This is a genomic window from Amycolatopsis sp. NPDC006125 (assembly GCF_040614195.1).
In the GTDB taxonomy this organism is placed as follows: Bacteria; Actinomycetota; Actinomycetes; order Mycobacteriales; family Pseudonocardiaceae; genus Amycolatopsis_E; species Amycolatopsis_E tucumanensis.
In genome coordinates this window covers 21,147-41,629 of sequence record NZ_JBEXTZ010000036.1, presented here as the reverse complement: position 1 = coordinate 41,629, position 20,483 = coordinate 21,147, and the positions used below count along the sequence as shown (strand labels likewise).

At 72.0% G+C, this 20,483-nt stretch carries 15 protein-coding genes and 2 tRNA genes; 7 read left to right on the top strand and 10 right to left on the bottom strand.

Annotation, left to right across the window (positions count from 1 at the left end; all coding sequences use genetic code 11):
* Positions 1 to 227: 227 nt before the first annotated feature.
* The 4 genes from ABZ193_RS19905 to ABZ193_RS19890 form a co-directional block, all read right to left on the bottom strand.
* Positions 228 to 1,244 carry an ABC transporter substrate-binding protein gene (locus ABZ193_RS19905; protein WP_354710931.1) on the bottom strand — a complete coding sequence of 339 codons (1,017 nt, stop codon included), beginning with the start codon at positions 1,242 to 1,244 and terminating at the stop codon, positions 228 to 230.
* 106 nt (positions 1,245 to 1,350) lie between these two features.
* Positions 1,351 to 3,471, bottom strand: a complete 2,121-nt coding sequence (locus tag ABZ193_RS19900; protein ID WP_237338076.1) for a glycogen debranching N-terminal domain-containing protein — start codon at positions 3,469 to 3,471, stop codon at positions 1,351 to 1,353.
* Positions 3,468 to 4,631, bottom strand: a complete 1,164-nt coding sequence (locus tag ABZ193_RS19895; RefSeq protein ID WP_354710930.1) for a glycosyltransferase family 4 protein — start codon at positions 4,629 to 4,631, stop codon at positions 3,468 to 3,470. Before ABZ193_RS19895 ends, ABZ193_RS19900 begins: the two co-directional genes overlap by 4 nt.
* Positions 4,632 to 4,784: 153 nt before the next feature.
* Positions 4,785 to 6,116, bottom strand: a complete 1,332-nt coding sequence (locus ABZ193_RS19890; protein WP_354710929.1) for an MFS transporter — start codon at positions 6,114 to 6,116, stop codon at positions 4,785 to 4,787.
* A 53-nt stretch (positions 6,117 to 6,169) separates the two neighbouring features.
* Between ABZ193_RS19890 and ABZ193_RS19885 the strand changes: the two genes are divergently transcribed.
* Complete coding sequence (locus tag ABZ193_RS19885; RefSeq protein ID WP_354710927.1) at positions 6,170 to 6,808, top strand: TetR/AcrR family transcriptional regulator; 639 nt, start codon at positions 6,170 to 6,172, stop codon at positions 6,806 to 6,808.
* On the opposite strand, the gene ABZ193_RS19880 is transcribed toward ABZ193_RS19885, so the two are convergent.
* Both ABZ193_RS19880 and ABZ193_RS19875 read right to left on the bottom strand, forming a co-directional pair.
* Positions 6,766 to 7,428, bottom strand: coding sequence for a response regulator transcription factor (locus tag ABZ193_RS19880; protein ID WP_020417524.1), 663 nt, complete (start codon positions 7,426 to 7,428; stop codon positions 6,766 to 6,768). The genes ABZ193_RS19885 and ABZ193_RS19880 overlap by 43 nt on opposite strands.
* Positions 7,425 to 8,537, bottom strand: coding sequence for a sensor histidine kinase (locus tag ABZ193_RS19875; protein WP_354710925.1), 1,113 nt, complete (start codon positions 8,535 to 8,537; stop codon positions 7,425 to 7,427). Before ABZ193_RS19875 ends, ABZ193_RS19880 begins: the two co-directional genes overlap by 4 nt.
* 108 nt (positions 8,538 to 8,645) lie before the next feature.
* Between ABZ193_RS19875 and ABZ193_RS19870 the strand changes: the two genes are divergently transcribed.
* A complete protein-coding gene (locus ABZ193_RS19870) occupies positions 8,646 to 8,855 on the top strand; it encodes a DUF5957 family protein (RefSeq protein ID WP_020417526.1) in 210 nt (69 codons plus the stop codon).
* Complete coding sequence (locus ABZ193_RS19865; RefSeq protein ID WP_354710924.1) at positions 8,852 to 10,312, top strand: multicopper oxidase domain-containing protein; 1,461 nt, start codon at positions 8,852 to 8,854, stop codon at positions 10,310 to 10,312. The genes ABZ193_RS19870 and ABZ193_RS19865 overlap by 4 nt, the downstream gene beginning before the upstream one ends.
* A gap of 18 nt (positions 10,313 to 10,330) precedes the next feature.
* Here ABZ193_RS19865 and ABZ193_RS19860 read toward each other — a convergent pair whose 3' ends face one another.
* The 3 genes from ABZ193_RS19860 to ABZ193_RS19850 form a co-directional block, all read right to left on the bottom strand.
* The gene (locus ABZ193_RS19860) at positions 10,331 to 11,284 is read right to left on the bottom strand and encodes a sporulation protein (RefSeq protein ID WP_354710923.1); all 954 of its coding nucleotides are present in this window, start codon (positions 11,282 to 11,284) and stop codon (positions 10,331 to 10,333) included.
* Between the two features lie 674 nt (positions 11,285 to 11,958).
* A complete protein-coding gene (locus ABZ193_RS19855; RefSeq protein ID WP_237338069.1) occupies positions 11,959 to 12,603 on the bottom strand; it encodes a response regulator transcription factor in 645 nt (214 codons plus the stop codon).
* Complete coding sequence (locus ABZ193_RS19850; protein WP_354710944.1) at positions 12,594 to 13,715, bottom strand: histidine kinase; 1,122 nt, start codon at positions 13,713 to 13,715, stop codon at positions 12,594 to 12,596. The genes ABZ193_RS19855 and ABZ193_RS19850 overlap by 10 nt, the downstream gene beginning before the upstream one ends.
* 116 nt (positions 13,716 to 13,831) lie before the next feature.
* Between ABZ193_RS19850 and ABZ193_RS19845 the strand changes: the two genes are divergently transcribed.
* Complete coding sequence (locus ABZ193_RS19845; RefSeq protein WP_237338068.1) at positions 13,832 to 14,470, top strand: DedA family protein; 639 nt, start codon at positions 13,832 to 13,834, stop codon at positions 14,468 to 14,470.
* A gap of 52 nt (positions 14,471 to 14,522) precedes the next feature.
* Here ABZ193_RS19845 and lon read toward each other — a convergent pair whose 3' ends face one another.
* Positions 14,523 to 16,931 carry an endopeptidase La gene (gene lon, locus ABZ193_RS19840; RefSeq protein ID WP_354710922.1) on the bottom strand — a complete coding sequence of 803 codons (2,409 nt, stop codon included), beginning with the start codon at positions 16,929 to 16,931 and terminating at the stop codon, positions 14,523 to 14,525.
* Between the two features lie 534 nt (positions 16,932 to 17,465).
* On the opposite strand from lon, the gene ABZ193_RS19835 reads away from it, so the two are divergent.
* The 3 genes from ABZ193_RS19835 (at position 17,466) to ABZ193_RS19825 (ending at position 20,364) form a co-directional block, all read left to right on the top strand.
* On the top strand, positions 17,466 to 20,090 hold the full coding sequence (locus ABZ193_RS19835) for an EAL domain-containing protein (protein ID WP_020417533.1): 2,625 nt from the start codon (positions 17,466 to 17,468) through the stop codon (positions 20,088 to 20,090).
* Between the two features lie 76 nt (positions 20,091 to 20,166).
* Positions 20,167 to 20,239, top strand: a tRNA-Thr gene (locus ABZ193_RS19830).
* Between the two features lie 52 nt (positions 20,240 to 20,291).
* Positions 20,292 to 20,364 (top strand) — tRNA-Met (locus ABZ193_RS19825).
* Positions 20,365 to 20,483: the final 119 nt, after the last annotated feature.

The window sequence follows — 20,483 nt, the reverse complement described above, 5'->3', positions numbered from 1 at the left end:
TCCAGCCCTCCCCCGCTCCCCGATCCACAGCCCAGTTCTGCGGCCGACCAGGGGTTGTCAAGGTACTCTTTCCAGCCTTGACAACCCCTGCTCGGCCGTAGAAACAATGAAAAATCGGGGCGCGCCGACATCCGGGCGTAGCGAAGCGAAGCCCGGCGCCCTAGACACCCGCGTAGCGGCAACAAAAAGGAGCCCTCCCGAAGAGGGAGGGCTCCTTCAGGCCAAAATCAACCCAGCTTCGCCAACCCGGGCTTCAACTTCTCCAGAACCCAAGGAATGTCCAGCACGGTAGGAGCACGCAGCGCCGAGATCGTCTCCATGTCCACCACCAGGTAGTTGCCTGCCTTGATGGGGGCCACCAGCTGGTTGCTCTCGAACGCCGTCCGGTAGTCGGGCGAGGTGTAGGCGACGATCACCAGGTCCGCGGCGAGCTTGTCGTACTGCTCGGGGGTCAGCGAGCCGGTCGGGCTGCCCGCGTCGGTCTGCGCGGCGTCCGTCACCGTCGGGCTCAGCTTCAGGCCGAGCGACTCCACGAGCTGCACCGCGAAGTCCTTCTGCGACACCAGCGTGAACATCTTGCCCGCGGTGTTGCCGACGGACGCGGTGAACGTCTTGCCTGCCGCGTTCGGGTACTGCGCCTTCAGCTGGTCGATCGCGCCCTGGGTGCTCGTCTCGACCTGCTTGGCGTCGGCGGTCTTGCCGAGCGCCTGCGCGACCACGTTGAGGTGTTCCTGCCAGCTCTGCGAACCCCACTCGGTCGCGTAGCCCACCGTCGGCGCGATCCGGGACAGGTTCGCGTACTCCTCTTCGAGACCGTAGTCCGCGGTCGCCAGGATCAGGTCCGGCGCGAGCGCCCCGACCTGCTCGGCGTTGACACCGCTCGCCGCGTTGACGATCTGCGTCTTGGCCGGGTCGACCCTGCCCTGCAGCCAGGACGGCACACCGTCCATCCCGGACTTGTTGAAGAACGCGACCGGCGTGACACCGAGCGCGACGGCCGCGTCGAGGTCGTCGGTCGACGTGCCGATCACGACGACGCGCTGCGGCGCCTTCTCGATCGTCGTGGTGCCGAACTTGTGCGTGATGCTCACCGGGAAGGCCGACGCGTCGGCGCTCGCTGAGGACGCCGACTGCGTCGACGAATCCTGCACATTGCCACACGCCACGAGCCCGAGGCCGAGCACACCCGCGACCGAAGCGGCCACGAGTGAGCGGAGTCCGGGCAGGCGAACCCTGCGAGACATGGCAACACCCTTTCGAAGGAACTGCGACAAATTGCGCCAAGTCAAGCAAGGCTAACCTAAGGAATCAACCCCGCAGTGTGCGACGCGGATCACCCCCGAACGCCGTTCACCCAGCTAGACGCAGGTCCCAGCCCTCCGGCAGCCCCCGAACCTTGGCCACTTCGTGATCTGCCTCGACGTGCACGGTCAGCTCACCGAGCCGCAGGTCCGACAACCGCACCCGCCCCCACTGCCCCGGCAGGTGCGGGCGGACCACCAGCCGCTGCTGCGGCACGTGTGGTTCGAGCCCGAGGAACGACCGCACCAGCAGCAACGGCGCCGCGCTCGCCCAGGCCTGCGGCGAACACGACGTCGGGTACGGGATCGGCGGGCTGAACTCCGACCGCGAGAACCCGCAGAACAGCTCGGGCAGCCGCCCGCCGAACGAAGCCGCCGCGTCGAGCAGCCCGGTCGCCAGCCGCTGCGCCAGGTCCACCGCGCCCGGCAGGTGCGCGTACCGCAGCAGCCCGGCCACCGCGATCGCCGTGTCGTGCGGCCACACCGAGCCGTTGTGGTAGCTCATCGGGTTGTACGCGCCCATCGCCGAGGACAGCGTCCGCAGCCCGTAGCCGCTGTCCATCTCCGGGCGGCTGAGCCGCTCGATCAGCACCGCGGCGTGCTCGTCGGTCGCGATGCCGGACCACAGGCAGTGCGCGGTGTTGCTGGTCAGCGCGTCCAGCGGCTGCTTGCGCCCGTCCAGCGCGACCGCGTACCAGCCCTGCTCCGGCAGCCAGAACGCCTCGGCGAACCGCTCCCGCAACCGCTCGGCCCGCTCCCGGCAGCGCGCCGAGGTGGCCGGGTCGTTGAACGCGTCGGCCAGTTCGGCGCGCGCCAGCCAGGCCGCGTAGGCGTAGCCCTGCACCTCGCACAACGCGATCGGCGTGGTCGCCAGCCGCCCGGCCGCGTCGTTGATGCCGTCGAAGCTGTCCTTCCAGCCCTGGTTGAGCAGGCCCCGGTCGGTCGCGCGCCGGTACTCGACGAACCCGTCGCCGTCGCGGTCGCCGTAGCGCTCCAGCCACTCCAGCGCCGCGTCGGCGGCCGGGAGCAGTGCTCGCACCGCCGTCTCGCCCGCGCCCCAGCGCCAGCACTCGGCCAGCAGCATGACGAACAGCGGCGACGCGTCCACCGTGCCGTAGTAGTGGCTGCCGCCGAGCACCTGGTCGCTGTCCGGCCCGAGCCGCAGCTCGTGCAGGATCCGGCCGGGTTCCTCCTCGGTCAGCGGGTCGACGCGCTTGCCCTGCAGCTCCGCCAGCGTCTCCAGCGTGCCCAGCGCGAGACCGACGTCCAGTGGCAGCGCCATCCACGCGGTGAGCAGGCTGTCCCGGCCGAACAACGTCATGAACCAGGGCGCGCCCGCCGCGACGAACGGCCGTCCGTCCTGGCTGCTGTCGTGGATCTGCAACGCCCCGAGGTCGCTTTCGGTGCGCTGCAGCACCTGCGTGAGCACCGGGTCGTCGGCCGCGATCATCGTGCTCACGTCGCGCCACGCGCGGATCTTGCGCGCCGGGCCGCTCGCCTCGACCTCCTCGCCGCGGTCGAACTGCGGCCGCACCCGCCGGTTCCCGACGGTCGGCTGCACCACGATCTCGGTCGACCACTCGCCGCGGGCGGGCACGACGACCCGCCAGTTCAGCACACCGGGCGCGGCCAGCGGGTCCGCGGTGGCGCTCACCGACAGGCCGCGCGAGCCGTCGGTCCGGTCGCGCAGCAACAGTTCCGAGCCGGCCACGGTGGCGTCCGCCCCACCGTGCGCGGGGCGGCCCTCCTTGACCGCGAACAGGTCCGAGAAGTCCGCGTCGACGTGCAGGGTCAGCGTCGCGACGGTGTTCTCCCGCCCCAGGTTCCGCAGTGTGATCGTCTCCCGCAGGCCGTCGCCGACCAGCCGCTCCCGCACCAGCAGCAGCGTGCTGTCGGCCTGGCCCGGCTTGGGGTTGCGGCGCAGCACGAACTGCGCCGCGAAGGCCTCGGGCGAGATGACCGACAGCGGGTGCGGCGACTGCCCGTCCAGCCGCAGCTCCCACCGCGAGATCAGCCGCGCGTCCCGGAAGAACAGGCCGTGCGAGGTGCCCGGCTGGATGTCGCCGTTCGTGCCGGACAGGCAGAACGTGCTGCCTTCGACGAGCGTGACCGTGCCGCCCGCGCTGGTCACGGGCACCGGCTCGCCCGCGTTGAACGCCTCCGGCGTCATGGCCGTCCTCCGGATGGCTGCAGGGTGGGGCCGTCGTTGTCCATCTGGTCGTAGGCGCGGTCGAGCGCCGAGTCGAGGGCGGCGTAGTCGCGCCGCAGCCTGCTGACCTCGACCGCCCGCCGGTACGCGGCCTCGTAACCGGCGCCCAGCCCGCCGACGTCGAAGTGCTCGGCGACGTGCGCGCGGCACTTGGCCGGGTCGAGGTGGCGGACGTCGTGCAGGGCCTGCACCAGGTCGGCCGGGTCGTCGCGCACCAGGCCGGTGACGCCGTCCACGACCACCTCCGGCACCGCGCCGGACCGCAGCGCCACCACCGGCGTGCCGCACGCCATCGCCTCGATCATGACCATCCCGAACGGCTCCTCCCACTGGATGGGGAAGATCAGGCAGCGGGCCTTGGCGAGCAGCTCACGCTTCGCGGTCGCGTCGGCGACGCCGAACACGTGGTCGTTGTCGGTCAGGCGCGGCCGGACCTCCCGCTCGAAGTACTCCTTCTCGATCGGCTCGGCGCACTTTCCGGCCAGGACCAGCCGCAGCCCGGCCCGGTGCGCGACCTCCAGCGCCAGGTGCGGCGCCTTGTCCGGGTGGAACCGGCCGAGGAACAACGTGTAGTCGTCCTTTTCGGACTCGAACGGCCAGTCGGCCAGCCGCAGTGCGTTGTGGACGGTGCCGATCCAGTTCAGGCCGGGCGCCAGCTCGCGCTGCCGGTCGCTGATCGCCACCAGGTGCACGTCGTCGCCCAGTTCGGTGTAGTAGCGCGCCATGTCCTCGCCGACCGGGCCGTGTACGGTCACCACGGTCGGCACACCGTAGGCGGGGGCGTTGAGCGGGCCGGCCAGCGAGTGGTCGTGCACCACGTCGACGCCCTCGGTCGCCGCGAGCCGCTGCACGGCCCGGCGCGCGGCGATGGCGTGCATGACCTCCGGGTAGGGCTCGCCGAGCAGCTCCGGCACGGTGCGGTCCCACACCGGGACGAACCGCGCCTTCGTGCCGGGACGCCCCGCGCCGATCAGGGTGACGTGGTGCCCGCGGTCGACGAGGGCGTCCGCGAGGTCGGCCACCACCGCCTCCACCCCGCCGTAGGCCTTCGGAGGAACGTCGAAGTAGGGCGGGACGACCATCGCCACGCGGAGCGGGCGGTCGGGATCGTTCCGTCGCACGGCGGCGTGCGAAACAGATCGGGCTTTCCACGCGGGGCGGTGCGCGCTGCTCAAGCTGCCTCCTCGGACCGTCTATGCAATTAGCACTCTCCTCCTAAGAGTGCTAATACAGCGGTGATCGCCTCGGCAAGCTCCGGGCGGGGGAGATCTGTGTCACATAGTGATCCGCCGTGCCGCCACGACGCCCGCGAGGCCGAGTGCCGCGGTGCCGGCGAAGACCGCGAGGAACGCCGCCGGTGCCGCGCCTTCGGCGGCGATGAGCGCGCCGCCGAGTCCACTCGCGACAGCGGTGGCGAGGGTCTGCGCCAGCTGGAGCGCCGCGCTGACCGAGCCCTGCTGCCCGTCCGCGGCGCGGCCGAGGGTTTCGGTGGTGGCGGCGTTGAACGCCACACCCATGCCTGCCCCACCGATCACCCAGCCGAGCACCGCGACCAGCCCGGGGCCGACGAGCACGCCGTAGGCCAGCACCGCCACCCCGGCCACCAGGACCGCGAAACCCAGAGCCACCGCCACCCGCCGGTTGCGGTCCCACTTCGCCTGCGCCGCCGATCCGGCCACCCAGCTCAGCGCCCCGGCCGACAGCCCCAGCCCGGCCTCGAACGCGCTCACGTGCCGCAGTTCGGTCAGCCCCAGCGGCAGGAACGCCTCGGTGCCGAAGTACACCGCGCACAGCAGGAACCGCACGACCACCCCGGCCGGCACCCCGCGCCGGACGACGAGCGTCCCGGCCGGGGTGACCTGCCGCAGCGCCAGCACGGCGAGGACGAACCCGGCGGCGGCGAGCGGAACCAGCACCGCGACCGTGTGGAGTTCCAGTGCGGCCAACAGGATCGCGGTGCCTGCGGCGAGCGCGACGCTGCTGACGAGCGGCCGCCACCGAGAGGACTCCGAGGTTGTGGCGGCCGGCCGTGCCAGTCCGGGGAGCGTGCACCAAGCCGCGACCCCGGTGAGCGGGATCATGGCGAGGAACACCCACCGCCAGCCTGCCGAGCTCGCCACCGCCGCCGCGACGACCGGCCCGACCAGCGACGGGATCGTCCAGGCCGAGGACAGCAGGGCGAACATGCGCGCGCGCAACCGTTCGGGGTAGACCAGCCCGATCAGCGCGTAGGCCATCGCCATCACCGCGCCGACCCCGAGGCCCTGCGTGAACCGGCCGAGCAGGAACAGCGGCCACGACGGGGCGAGGCCGGCCAGCGCGCTGCCCAGTGCGAACGCGACCAGCCCGGCGGCCAGCGGACGGGCCGCTCCACCCCGGTCGGCGGCGTGACCGGCGAGGACGGTGCCGACGATGTTGGCGAGCATCAGCGCGGCCAGCGCCCAGCCGTAGGAGCCGAGGCCGCCGAGCAGGCGGGAGATGTCCGGGAGGATGGTCGCCACCCCGAGGGATTCGAGCGCGACCAGTCCGACGGTGAGCACGATGCCGACGGTGCGGGCCCGGTAGCGGGCCGAGAGCACACCCTCGGCAGCCGAGGAGAGGGTCATGACGGCGATTATGTTCCGTACCGGAACGAAATGGAAGTGCTAGGGTGACGGCTGTGACGAGCACTCGGGCCGGACGGCCACGCGACGAGCGCATCGACGGAGCCGTCCGCGAAGTGACGGTGGACCTGCTGAACGAGGTGGGCTACGCGGCGCTCACCCTGGAGGCGGTGGCGAGCAGGGCGGGCACGAGCAAACCCGCGCTACGCCGCCGCTGGCGGGGACGGCAACACTTGGTCGTCGACGCGCTGGTGGCCACGGTCGGCGCGGTGCCCACGCCGGACACCGGGTGCACCCGCTGCGATCTGATCGCGGGGATCGGGACGCTCAGCGAGGCCTTCACCACCAGGATCGGACGGCGCGTGCTGCCCGCGCTGGTCGCCGACCTCGCCGACGATCCGGAACTCGCCGAGGTGTTCCTGCGCGACTACTTCCACACGCGACGGACGTCCACCGCAGAGGCGCTGCGCCGGGGCATCGAGCGCGGCGACCTCGACCCGGACCTCGACTTCGACCTCGTGCTCGACATGCTCGCCTCGACCACCTACTACCGGGTCCTCTTCGGACACCTGCCGGTCACCGATCTCCTGGCGGAGCAGGTGGTCGACGTGGTGCTGACCGGCGTCGCCGCGCCGGGGTGGCGCGGCTGCGGTCACCGGCCGGGGTCGCCGGGGCGGACCAGGCCGGACTCGTAGGCGATGTGCACCAGCTGGGCGCGGTCGCGCGCGTCCAGTTTGGACAGCAGGCGGCTCACGTAGGTTCGGGTGGTGGCCGGGCTCAGGAACAGCCGCCCGGCGATCTCGTCGTTGGACCGGCCCGCGGCGACCTCGGCGAGCAGTTCCCGTTCCCGCTCGGTCAGGCGCGCCAGCCGCGCCGGGTCGGTGCGGTGCCCGTGCGCCACCGCCGCCATCACGCGCCGGGTGACCGACGGCGACAGCAGCGCGTCACCGGCGGCGACCGTCCGCACCGCGGCCCGCAGGTCGTCCGGTTCGGTGTTCTTCAGCAGGAACCCCGAGGCGCCGGCGCGGATCGCGTCCAGGATGTGCTCGTCGGTGTCGAAGGTGGTCAGCACGACGACCCGCACGGCGCGCAACCGCGGGTCGGCGACGATGCGCCGCGTGGCCTCGATGCCGTCCACGCCGGGCATGCGGATGTCCATCAGCACGATGTCCGGCCGCGCGGTGAGCGCGAGCGTCACCGCTTCCGCGCCGTCGGCGGCCTCGCCCACGACGGTGATGTCGTCGGCGCGGGCGAGCAGCGCGGACAGGCCGGCCCGCATCAGGTGCTGGTCGTCGGCGAGCGCGACGCGGATCATCGCCGCTCCACCGGCAGGCTCGCGTCGATCCGGAAACCCGCGCCAGGGCGGGACTCCAGCGTCACCGAACCGCCGAGCAGCTCGGCCCGGTCCCGCATGCCGTCCAGACCGCGGCCACCACGGGCAGGCAGTTCGGCGCCGGCGCCGTCGTCGCAGACCTGGATCCGCAGCCGGCCCGGTTCGTAGCGCAGCCGCACCTCCGCCTTGCTCGCCCGGGCGTGACGGAGGCAGTTGGTCAGCGCCTCCTGCACGATCCGGTACGCCGTGGTGTCCACGGCAGCGGGCAACGCGACCGGTTCACCCTCGGTCGACACGGTCACCTCCAGACCACTTCGGACGGTGGCGGTCACCAGCGCGTCGAGGTGGCGCAGGCTGCCTGCCGGGGCGCGGCCGGTGTCGTCGGTCAGCAGGCCGAGCGTGGTCCGCAGGTCGTGGGCGGCTCCGTCGGCGGCCAGCCGGAGGGTCGCCAGCGCGGACCGGGCCGCGTCCGGGTCGTCGTCGAGGGCCTCGGCGGCGACACTGGCCTGCACCGACACCACCGCCAGCGTGTGCCCGACGGCGTCGTGCAGGTCCCGCGCGATGCGCAGGCGTTCCTCCTCGACCCGCCGCCTGGCCTCCCACTCCCGTTCCACGGCGGCCTGCCGCGCGGTGCGGCGTTGCTCGGCGCGCAACGCCCCCAGCGCGATCGCGCTCAGCATCAGCCCCACCGTCGAGGCGAGCTCGAACCCGAGCAGGTAGTCCGGGTCCTCCCCCTGCCGCAACCGGAAGAACGTGCTGACCAGCACCAACCCCGCCGCCGTCACCGCCGCGACGCGTGCCCGGCCGGCCTCGGCCGCGGAGAACAGGGCGGCCGCGACGGGCAGCGCGAGCCCGACCGGCGGGTAGCCGGCCGCGTGGTAGGCGAGCAGCCCGGCCGCGGTCGCGGCCAGCGCCAGCACCGGGAAGCGGCGGCGCACGAGCATCAGCGCGCCGAGGCACACCGCGAACAGATACGCCACCGGGTCGGGGGCCCGTGCGCCGCCGAGGTTTATCGCGATGGCGACGGCCACCACGGTGGAGGTCGCGACCCCCAGAGCGGCGTCGGCGAGCACCCGCTTTCGCTCGCTCACGTCCCGAGAATAGCCAGGTCCGGGCCCGCGCACAGTCGCCGGATGTTGACTGTGCGATCGCCTGCGGACGGACGACGGGTGGCGCGGACCTGCCTAGTTTCGGCTCGCATGAGAACCCTGGGTGTCGCCATCCTCGGCCTGTTCGCGGGCCTCGCGGTGGGCTTTCTGGTCTTCAGCGAACTCGTCGGACGGCTGGCCGCGCGGGACGGCCAGGTCGACGCGCCCTGGACGTTCGTGATCGGGTTCGGGCCGCAACTGCTCGCCGTCGCGGGCGCCGTCGCCGCCGTGTTGATCGACCAGCGGAGGCGGAACCGGTGAACCTGTCCCGGCGTGACCTGTTCCGTGTCACCGCGGCCGGCCTGCTCGTGGCGGGCTGTTCGAGCGGCGGCGCGAACACCGAGACCGAGTCCAGCGCGGGCACCCTGTTGCGCAGCGCGGCGAAACTGCCCGAGCCGTTCACCGTGCCGCTGCCGGTGCCGCCGGTGCTGCGGCCGGTCCGCCCCGGCCACTACGAGATCACCCAGCGCGCCGCCGAGGTGGAGATCCTGCCCGGGCTGCGCACGACGGTCTGGGGGTACGACGGGATCTTCCCCGGCCCCACGATCGAATCCCGCCGCGGCGAGACCACCGTCGTCCGGCACCGCAACGAGCTCGGCGTGCCGGTGGTGGTGCACCTGCACGGCGGCCGCACCCCGCCCGAGCACGACGGCTACCCGCTCGACCTGGTCGCGCCCGGCGCCGCCCGGGAGTACGTCTATCCGCTGGACCAGCCCGCGGCCACGCTCTGGTACCACGACCACCGGGCCGACTTCACCGGCCCGCAGGTCTACCGCGGGCTCGCCGGGTTCCACCTGGTGCGTGACGACGAGGAGGACGCGCTGCCCCTGCCGCGCGGCGAGCGCGAGGTGCCGTTGATGATCACCGACCGGTCGTTCGCCGCGGACGGCTCGTTCGCCTACCCGTCGATCGACCCGTCACTGCTCCGGCAGCCGGGCGTGACCAGCGACTTCGTCAGTGGCGTGCTCGGCGACTGCATCCTGGTCAACGGCGCGCTGTGGCCGGTGATGGAGGTCGAGGCCGCGCGTTACCGGTTCCGGATCCTCAACGCCTCCAACGCCCGCCGCTACCGGCTCGCGCTGGACCCGCCGGGGCCCGGGTTCACACAGATCGGCGGCGACCAGGGGCTGCTGGCCGCGCCGGTCCGGCACGAGCGGCTGCAGATCGCGCAGGCCGAACGGTACGACGTGGTGATCGATTTCTCGGCGTATTCGCCCGGCCAGGAGGTGACGCTGGTGAACCGGCTCGGCGACGGCGGCACAGCGCGGGTGATGCGGTTCGTGGTGACCCGCCGGGCGCGCGACGACAGCGCCATCCCGGACCGGTTGGCCGACGTACGGCCGCTGTCCCGCTCGGATGCCGTGGCGGAACGCGAGTTCACGTTCCGCCGCGGCGGGGCCGAGCACCACGGGATGACACTGTGGACGGTCAACGGGATGCCGTTCAGCGCGGACGGCGTCGTGGCCGAGCCGGCACTGGGCACGGTGGAGCTGTGGCGGTTGCGGGCGCAGAACGTGCCGCACCCGATCCACATCCACCTCGCGCCGTTCCAGGTGCCGGGCACGGCGCACGGCTGGAAGGACACGGTCGACCTGGGCAACGGCGACCAGGCCGAGGTGCTCGTCCGGTTCGAGGGTTATCGCGGGAAGTACGTCCTGCACTGCCACAACCTCGAACACGAGGACATGATGATGATGGCGAACTTCGTGGTCCGGTGAATGGGCTGGTGCGGTGACTCACTCCTCGCCGTCGAACTCGAAGGCCTCTTCCAGCATCTCGCCCATGATCATGCCGCCGACGACACCGGCCGCCGCGCCGGCCACCATGCCGCCGACGCCCATGCCGCGGCCGTGACCGTGGTGGCCGTGGTGGCCCGGGTGGTGGCCGCCGAAGGCCGGGTTGCCGAACGCGGAGTGCCCGCCGCGCTGGGCGGCTTCGGTCAGCCACTGCCCGATGAGCGCGGCCCAGTCGGCGTTCTCCGCGTCCTGGTGCGACAGCTGGAAGCGGCCGAACGAGTCGCCGCCGGCCTGCATGAAGCGCCCCCGCCGGTCAGCTTCGAGCACGACGGCGAGGTCGTGCGGCCCGGCGACGAAGGTCAGCTCGACCTCGTTGATCCGCCCGGCGAACTCGGCCGGCGGGAAGAACTCGAGCTCCTGGTAGAAGCCCAGCTCCTGGCGCACGCCGTAGAGGCGGCCCGCTTCCACGTCGGCGTTGCGGAACCGGAACCCGAGCTGCCCGAACGCGTCGAGCACCCGGTCCTGGGAGGGCAGCGGGTGCACGTGGACCGGGTCGAGGTCACCCTTGTCGGGCGCGCCCGAGATCACCAGCTCGGTCCGCACGCCCACGGCCATGCCGTGCAGAAGCGAGTCACCGACCGCGGTGATGGGCGTCTCCCACGGCAGGCGCAGCTCGAACGGCACGGTGACGAGCTGACCGGACGGCACCCGAACGCCCTGCTGCACGAGCTGGCGGTGGAACTCCCCGGTGGCCGCGGACTCGTGCCCGCCGTGCTCGATCTCGACCCGCGTGACCAGCGACAGGACGACCTGGTCGATGGCCGCGTCGGCGCTGCCGCCCTGGATCCGGACCTGCCCCGTGACCACCTGACCGGGCGCCGAGTGGCCCGAGTCGAGCACGGTGTCGACCGACGGCCCACCGACGCCGAAGGCGCTGAGCATCCGTTTGAACATGGACAGTTCCTCCTGGGGATCCGGACAAAACAGGCTCAAGATCGAGACTACCGGCAGCAAAACCCCGCTCACCACCAGGAACCCGGCAACGAAAGCCAGTCACCCCACGAGTCGCACCGCGCACCCGCCGGAGCGTCGTCCGGCAGCGTCCGGAAACTCACCGCGCGAAGCCGTCCGTCACCCCGCGAGTCGCACCGCGCACCCGCCGGAGCGTTATCCGGCAGCGTCCGGAAACTCACCGCGCGAAGCCATCCGTCACCCGACGAGTCGCACCGCCCGCCCGCCCGAGCGTCGTCCGGCAGCGCCCGGAAACCCACCGCGCGAAGCCACCCGTCACCCCATGAGTCGCACCGCGCACCCGCGCGAGCGTCATCCGGCAGCGCCCGGAAACCCACCGCGCGAAGCCACCCGTCACCCCCACCCAACAGCCACCCGGCAACCCCACGCACCAACCCCTCCGAGCCACCCCCCTCCCGCAACCCGATCCCCAGCCAAATCGGTTGCCGAGCCACCGGGTCAAGCCACGCTTTCCCGGCTTGACGCGGTGTCTCGGCAACCGAACACTGAAAGATCGGGTTCGGAAGGGGCAGATCCGGGCGTAGCGAAGCGAAGCCGGCGCTTCCAGCCGCGCGCAGCGCAGATACGCGCGTAGCGCCTACGAACCCAAGTAGCGCCTACGAACCCAAGTACCGCAAAACAGCCAGCACCCGCCGGCTGTACCCGGAGGTATGACTCAACCGCAGCTTGTCGAAGATCGCGTTCACGTGCTTCTCCACCGCGGACTGCGACACGTACAGCTCGGCCGCGATGCCGGCGTTCGTGTGCCCCTCGGCCATCTTCGCCAGCACCTCGCGTTCCCGGGCGGTCAGCGTCGCGAGCGGGTCGGCGTGCGTGGTGCGCGCCAGCAGCCGCCGGACGACCTCGGGGTCGAACGCCGCCCCGCCGGACCCGACCCGCTCCAGCGCGTCGAGGAACTCGCCGACCTGCATCACCCGGTCCTTGAGCAGGTACCCGACCCGCCCGCCGTCGTCGGTGATCAGTTCCGTCGCGTACCGCTTCTCCACGTACTGTGACAGCACCAGCACCCCGACGTCCGGCCAGCGCCGCCGGATCTCCAGCGCCGCCCGCAGGCCCTCGTCGGTGTGGTCGGGCGGCATCCGGATGTCCGTCACCACCACGTCCGGCTGCTCCCGGGACACCTCGTCGAGCAGCTCCGTCGCGTTGCCGACCGCGGCGAGCACCTCGTGGCCCTCCTCGGCGAGCAGCCGGATCAGGCCTTCCCGCAGCAACGTCGAATCCTCGGCCAGGATCACGCGCACGGCAGCTCCGCCCGCACGACCGTCGGCCCGCCGGCCGGACTGTCCACAGTGAACACGCCATCGGCCGCGCCGACCCGCCTGGCCAGGCCGGACAGCCCGTTGCCCGCGACCCGAGCGCCGCCGACGCCGTCGTCGGTGATCGTCACGCCGACCATCCTGCCCGTCCGCGCCACCGCGATCTCGATGCGGCTCGCCGCCGCGTGCTTGATCGCGTTCGTCACCGCCTCCGACGCCACGAAGTACGCCACCGTCTCGGTCGCCGGATCCAACCGCTCCTCCAGCGTGTACGAGAGCGCGACCGGCAGGCTCGACCGCTCGGCCAGCGCCTCCAGCGCCGTGCCCAGGCCGCCTTCGTCCAGCGCGATCGGGTACACGCGCCACGCCACGTCCCGCAGTTCCTGCAGCGCCAGCTGCGTCTCCTCGTGCGCCTGCCGCAGCAGCGCCTCCGCCCGCTCCGGGTCCTTCGCGCGGCGGGCGCGGCCGAGCAGCATGCCCAGCGACACGATCCGCTGCTGCACCCCGTCGTGGATGTCGCGTTCGATCCGCCGCCGCTCGTCGTTCACCGCCTCGACGACCTCGGCGCGGCTGTGGGTGAGCGCGTCGACCCGCCGCTGCAACCGTTCCTGCTTGGTGGGACCGAAGAAGTGGTGCGCCAGCGTGCGTTCCAGCGCGCCGACCCCGATGAGCCCCTGCACCGCGAGGAACACCAGCAACGCGCCCATCAGCAGCAGCCCGGGCACGTCGTACCAGTCCTGGTCGTCGCCGAGCGGCTGCCCGCTCACCAGCCGCCACACCGTGATCACGGCCGTCGCCAGGCCGAGCCCGATCAACGCGAAGACCCCCGCGCCGAGGCCGCCCGCGACGCTGCGGGACGCCAGGTACCGCAGCGCCCGCGAGTCGCGGTAGTCGTCCGAGGTGGGGTAGTCGAGGTACCGCCGAAGCCGCGACCGTTCCCGCTCGGCGAACCAGCGCGTGGCCCGGAACACGGCGGGGCGCGCGGCGGGCACGGCGAGGGCGAGGGTCGCCAAGACGACGAAGGCCACCTCGGCGAACGCGCTCAGCGCGCCGAGCGCCAGCCCCGCCGTCACCCGCATCGCGCGGCGCAGGTCCACTGTGGGCACAACCCGAGGTTAGCGGGGTTCCGGCAGGCCGGTACTGAGGTTTTCCGCAGGATGATCGGGTGCCGCGCCCCATGTTTGGACGCCGCCCGAAAACCTAGCTTCGAAGTATGGATCTCCAACTCGCACAGGCCGAACCGCTCGGGGGACTCGCCGGCTGGGCCGTCTCGCTCATGGAATCGCTCGGCGGACCGGGTGCGGCCATCATCGTCGGCCTGGACAACCTCTTCCCGCCCATCCCGAGCGAGCTGGTGCTGCCGCTCGCCGGGTTCTCCGCGGGCCAGGGCACGTTCAGCCTGCTCGAAGCGCTGGCCTGGACCACCTTCGGCTCGGTGGCCGGCGCCGTCGTCGTCTACTGGCTGGGCGCGCTGCTCGGCCGCGACCGGACCCGCGCGCTGCTGCTGCGCATCCCGCTGGTCAAGGCCTCCGACTTCGACCGCACCGAGGCGTGGTTCGCCAAGCACGGCACGAAGGCGGTGTTCTTCGGCCGGATGGTGCCGATCTTCCGCAGCCTGATCTCCCTGCCCGCCGGGATCGAGCGGATGCCGTTCGGCCGGTTCCTCGTGCTCACCACGCTGGGCAGCCTGATCTGGAACACGATCTTCGTCGTCGCCGGCTACCTGCTCGGCGCGAACTGGCACGTGGTGGACCGCTACGCCGGCTTCTTCCAGTACGCGGTGATCGGCGCCGTCGCGATCGCGCTCGCCGTGTTCGTCATCACCCGGCTGCGTGACCGCGTCCGGACGTGAACACGGAGCCGCCCTCCCTGGGGGCAGGGGAGGGCGGCTCCGCTCGGGGGCGTCAGGCGGCCTGGGCCACGGGGGTGGTGGCCGGCGCCAGCGCCAGGTCGAGGACCTCACGGACGTTCGACACCGGGTGCACGTCGAGCTGGGCCAGCACGTCCGCGGGGACGTCGTCGAGGTCCGGCTCGTTGCGCTGCGGGATGATCACGGTCTTGATCCCGGCCCGGTGCGCGGCCAGCAGCTTCTGCTTGACCCCGCCGATCGGCAGGACGCGGCCGGTCAGCGACACCTCGCCGGTCATCGCCACGTCGGACCGCACCACGCGGCCGGACAGCAGCGACGCCAGCGCCGTGGTCATCGTGATCCCGGCGCTCGGCCCGTCCTTCGGCACCGCGCCCGCTGGGACGTGGACGTGCACGCCCCGGTCCTTCAGGTCGCCGACCGGGAGTTCCAGCTCGGCGCCGCGGGACCGCAGGTAGGACAGCGCGATCTGCACCGACTCCTTCATCACGTCACCCAGCTGCCCGGTGACCGTGAGCCCGGAGCTGCCCGACTCGGGATCGGCCAGCGACGCCTCGATGTAGAGGACGTCCCCGCCCGCGCCCGTGACGGCCAGGCCGGTCGCCACGCCCGGGGTCGCGGTCCGCTGCGTCGACGCGGGCAGCGCCGACTCCGGCAGGTGCCGCGGACGTCCGAGGTAGCCCTCCAGGTCCGCGGCGTCGACGGTCACCGGCAGCGTCGCCTCGTCCAGCGCGACCCTGGTCGCGATCTTGCGCAGCACCTTCGCGATGGTCCGGTTCGCGTTGCGCACGCCCGCCTCGCGGGTGTACTCGGCGGCGATCCGGCTCAGCGCCGCGTCGGTGAACCGCACGTCGTCCCGGCCCAGGCCGGCCCGCTCCAGCTCACGCGGCAGCAGGTGGTCGCGGCCGATGACGACCTTCTCGTGCTCGGTGTAGCCGTCCAGCGTCACCAGCTCCATCCGGTCCAGCAGCGGGCCGGGGATGGTCTCCAGCGCGTTGGCCGTGGCGAGGAACACCACGTCCGACAGGTCCAGCTCCACCTCGAGGTAGTGGTCGCGGAACGTGTGGTTCTGCTCGGGGTCGAGGACCTCCAGCAGCGCCGCGGTCGGGTCGCCGCGGTAGTCGGCGCCCACCTTGTCCACCTCGTCCAGCAGCACGACCGGGTTCATCGAGCCGGCCTCCTTGATGGCGCGGACGATGCGGCCGGGCAGCGCGCCGACGTAGGTGCGCCGGTGGCCGCGGATCTCCGCCTCGTCCCGGACACCGCCGAGCGCGACGCGGACGAACTTCCGGCCCATCGCCTTCGCGACCGACTCGCCGAGCGAGGTCTTGCCCACACCGGGAGGGCCGACCAGCGCCAGCACGGCTCCGGAGTGACGGCCGCCCACCTGCCCCTGGCCGGTCTCGGCGCGACGGGCGCGCACGGCCAGGTACTCGATGATGCGTTCCTTCACGTCGTCCAGGCCCGCGTGGTCGGCGTCGAGCACCGCTCGCGCGGCCGCGATGTCGTGGACGTCGGTGGTTCGATCGTTCCAGGGGATTTCCAGGACGGTGTCCAGCCAGGTGCGGATCCAGCCGCCCTCCGGCGAGGCGTCGGAGGTGCGCTCCAGCTTGTCCACCTCGGCCAGCGCGGCCGTGCGGACGTGCTCGGGCAGGTCGGCCTGCTCCACGCGGGCGCGGTAGTCGTCCTGGTCGGCGGTGCCGTCGAGCTCACCGAGCTCCTTGCGGATCGCCTCCAGCTGGCGGCGCAGCAGGAACTCCTTCTGCTGCTTCTCCATGCCCTCGGCGACGTCCTTGCGGATGGTGTCGGTCACCTCGAGCTCGGCCAGGTACTCCCGGCTCCACTCCAGCGCCTTCTCCAGCCGCGCCGCGACGTCGAGCGTGGCCAGCAGCTCCAGCTTCTGGTCGGTGCTCAGGAACGGCGAGTTGCCCGCGAGGTCGGCGACCGCGGACGGGTCGTCGACCTGCTGCACCGCGTCGATCATCTGCCAGCCGCCGCGCTGCTGGAGGATCGAGATCACGACGGTCTTGTACTCGGCGGCCAGCGCGCGCGCCTGCTCGCCGACGACTTCGGCGACCGGCTCGGCGTACACCCACCGGGCGGCGCCGGGGCCGTCGCCGTTCTCGCCGACGCGGGCGCGCCGGGTGGCGCGCAGCAGGACGGCGGCCTTGCCACCGGGGATCCGGCCGACGCGCTCGATGGTCGCGACGGCGCCCAGCTCGGCGTACTCCCCGTGCACCCGTGGGACGATCAGGACCTCGGCCTGCGTGGACGGCAGCGACCGAATGCCCGGGAAGGACGAGCTCGGCACTCGTGACGTTCCGCTCTGCGCGGAGTCGACCGCGGCGCGAGTTTCGGCGTCGTCGAGCTCGAGCGGGACGATCATGCCGGGCAGCACGACGTCGTCGTCGAGGGGCAGTACGGGGAGGAGCCTGGTGTCGGTCATCTTGTTGCTCCCTACCTGGTTGAGTCTGCCTAGCTCAACTTTCTGGCGGCCGGGTTTGTTTCCGCAGGTAGTTCGCTTGGAGCGGACGGCTTCCGGGAATAAACCGGGGCACGTCCGGCAGCGGTTCCAGGTGCCGGGACTGAGATGATCGTCGCATTGCCGGGAACGTTTTCCCGGGTGTAACCGGGGAAACCACGCTCAGTCATCGCTTCCGGTAATCCCGATCTCGATTGAATCGCGATCAATGCGGAGGAGTGCAGCGCGACGGCTCGCGGGGAACTCGTCGTAGCCGGGCGTGACGCTTAACGCCGACTACCGGGAGCGATCGCCGGAAAGATCTCGCTCACCCGTAAGTCTCCGCTGGTCACCGTAGTTGGCACGTTGTTAACTATGGGGTGATGTCATGGCGGCCGGAAAGAGGCTGAAGTACGCCCTCCGGGGTACAGTGATCCCCTCATTCGCACCGAGATCACCGTCTCGTGCGCGAGTGGGTGCAGGCGTGCGCGCTGGGGCGAATGGGTGGAAGGAGGTTGCATGCCGGACTCCGATGGCAGGCCCGACGGCCCCATCCCGGCGGCAGCCGCCGGTTCTGGTGGTGCCGAGGCGCGGGCGGACGAGCGCCGCTTCCGGGTCTACACGCTGACCGTGTTCTCCGTCGGCGTGCTGACCGCCGCCGCCGTGTCGCTGTGGCTGCCGTTCCACGGCTCGGCGAAGCTGTGGTGGATCGGCCCGGTGCTGGCCCTGTCGTTCCTGCTCGCCGAGCAGCTCGGCATCAACGTCGACGTCCGGTCCGGCATCTCCTGGACCATCTCGTTCACCGAGATCCCGCTGGTCATCGGCTTCTTCGTGGCGCCGTTCGAAGTGGTGCTCGCGGCGCACCTGGTCGCCGGGATCAGCACGCTCGTGGTCCGCCGCGTCTCCGGGCGCGTGCTCTACAACGCAGGCGCGTTCCTGCTGGAGATCACCAGCGCGTTCGCCGTGGCCGGCCTGGTCGAGCGGATCATGGGCACCACCGAGATGACGTGGCCTGCCGCCCTCGCCGGCACCCTGACCGCGCCGCTGACCAGCACGCTGCTGGCGCTGGCCGCCGTCCGGGTGCTGCGCCGCCGGATGCGGATCGGCACCGCGCTGCGGCTCACCGGCCGCATCCTGGTCGTCGGGTTCGTCAACGCCTCGGTCGGCCTGAGCGGCTACCTGGTGATCGCCGGCACGGCCAACGCGTGGCCGCTGGTGCTCGCCGTCTTCGCCGGGCTGTCCGCGCTCTACTGGGCCTACTCCGACCTGCTGCGCGAGCAGCGGGACATGGAAGCGCTCTCCGACGTCAGCCTGATGGTCGCGCGCTCCGGCCAGCAGGCCGCCGCGCGCCCGGCCAGCGGCGCCGACGACCTCGCGGCAGGCGTGAACGTCAGCGAGTGGGAGACCATCGCCGAGCGGATCAAGGACCAGCTCTCCGCGGGCCGCGTGGTGCTGCGGCTGCGCCTGGAGCCGACCGCGGACATGCGCGCGGTCGTCGCGGGGGAGCCGATGCCGTCGGCCGAACTGCCCGCCGACGACCCGATGCTGCGGCTGCCCGGCTCGCACGTGCGGCACTTCCGCATCACCGAGGCCAACAGCGACATCGCGGGCGGACTGCTCAACCGCGGCGCGCAGGAGGCGCTGGTGGTGCCGCTGCGCAGCGCGAACCAGTTGCTCGGCGTGGTCGAGGCGCACGACCGGCTGTCCCGCTGGCGCGGCTTCGGCAAGTACGACGTCCAGCTGCTCGGCACCATGGCCAGCCACCTGGCGACCGCGCTGGACAACCGCCGCCTGCTCGCCACCCTGCGCCACGACGCCTACCACGACCCGCTCACCGGCCTGCTGAACCGGCCCGGCTTCCGGCAGGTCGCGCGCGAGCCGCTGGCCGAGCACAGCGCCTCCGCCGACGCCGCGGTGCTGCGCATCGACCTGGACGTGTTCTCCGCGGTCAGCGACGCGCTCGGCTACGCGTGGGCGGACCGGATGGTGGTCGCCGCCGGGCGCCGCCTGCGTGACGCGCTCGGCCCGGACGTGCCGCTGGCCCGCCTGGAGGGCGCGTCGTTCGCAGCGCTGCTCACCGGCGTGCGCGGCCAGGGGGTGCACGAAGCGGCCGAGCGGCTGCGCTCGCAGCTGTCCGTGCCGTACCCGGTCGACCGGCTGACGGTCGAGGCGAACGCGATGGTCGGCTACGCCTCCACGGCCGACGACGACACCCTCGACCCGGGCGACGTGGACGCGCTGCTGCAGCGGGCCGACGTCGCCGTGCGGGCCACCCGCGGCGGCGAGGAGGTTCGCGGGTACGTGCCCAGCATGGGCCAGATCTTCCTGCGCCGGTTCCAGATGGTCACCCAGTTCCGGCAGGCCATCGAGGAGGGCCAGGTCAGCGTCCACTACCAGCCGAAGGTGTCGCTGCCGAGCAAGCAGGTCCTCGGCGTGGAGGCGCTGGTGCGCTGGCAGCACCCCGAGTTCGGCCGGCTCGACCCGGACGAGTTCGTGCCCGCGGTCGAGGCCGCCGGCCTGGTCGGCGTGCTGACCGGCTTCGTGCTGGAGCAGTCGCTGATCCGGGTCCGCAAGTGGATGGACGAGGGGCTGCGGATCTCCGTCGCGGTCAACCTGTCCGTGCGCAACCTGGCCGACGAGGACTTCCCGGCGAAGGTCGTGGAGGCGCTGCGGAAGTTCGACGTGCCGCCCGAGCTGCTCACGTTCGAGCTGACCGAGTCCGGCGTGATGGCCGATCCGCAGAAGGCGCTGCCGATCCTGCGCGAACTGCACGCGCACGGCATCGTGCTGGCGGTCGACGACTTCGGCACCGGCTACTCGTCGCTGGCTTACCTGCGGCAGCTGCCGGTGGACGAGGTCAAGATCGACAAGAGCTTCGTCCTCGGCATGGGCACGGACCTCGGCGACCTGGCGGTCGTCCGGTCGATCGTCGAGCTCGGCCACTCGCTGGGCCTCGCGGTCGTCGCGGAGGGCGTCGAGGAGGACGTCGCGCGGGACCAGCTGGAGGCGATGGGCTGCGACGTCGCCCAGGGCTACCTGATCTCCCGCCCGCTGGCCGAGGACCGCCTGGAGGCCTGGTTGCAGGCCCGGACGGCCCGGTCGGTGGGGCGCAAGATGGAGACGGTGCTGACGCTCCTGACGTAAAAGGGACCCCCCTGCGCGACCCCTCCGGCGGACGATGTAATCTCTTCGAGGCTTCAACGTTCAGACGTTGGAACTCGCCCCAATAGCTCAGTCGGCAGAGCGTCTCCATGGTAAGGAGAAGGTCTACGGTTCGATTCCGTATTGGGGCTCGGTGGTCAGCAGGCCGCTCCGCTTCGGCGGGGGAGCCTGAAGGCCGGTCAAGGCGGTGTAGCTCAGTCGGTAGAGCAAGCGGCTCATAATCGCTGTGTCGCCGGTTCAAGTCCGGCCACCGCTACGCGGATGGGCGAGCTATGCTCACAGACTGCGTGAGCCGAGTCCGCTTCGCCATTGCACCGGGGGTCGGACCCCCGGACCCCCGCCAGGGGGCTAGCCCCCTGGACCCCCACGCCGGGC